Origin of the sequence: Stenotrophomonas sp. SrG, from assembly GCF_050031795.1 — a bacterium.
GTDB classification, from domain to species: Bacteria; Pseudomonadota; Gammaproteobacteria; order Xanthomonadales; family Xanthomonadaceae; genus Stenotrophomonas; species Stenotrophomonas rhizophila_A.
In genome coordinates this window covers 1-238 of record NZ_JBNBBE010001162.1, presented here as the reverse complement: position 1 = coordinate 238, position 238 = coordinate 1, and the positions used below count along the sequence as shown (strand labels likewise).

Annotated in this window: 1 pseudogene; it reads left to right on the top strand. The window is 63.0% G+C overall.

The features are described 5' to 3' along the window. A pseudogene (locus ACQG3P_RS23110) lies at positions 1 to 238 on the top strand (polyamine aminopropyltransferase); the annotation flags it as partial.

Below are 238 nucleotides of genomic sequence, written 5' to 3'. Positions count from 1 at the left end.
ACCATCGATGGCGCCATCATGTTGACCAGCAAGGACAACTTCTTCTATCACGAGATGATCAGCCACCCGGTGCTGTACACCCACGCCGCCCCCAAGCGCGAGGTGATCATCGGCGGCGGCGACTGCGGCACCCTGCGCGAGGTGCTCAAGCACCCGGGCGTGGAGAGCGTGACCCAGGCCGACATCGACGAGCACATCACCCGCATGCCCGAGACGCACTACCCCGAACAGATCTATA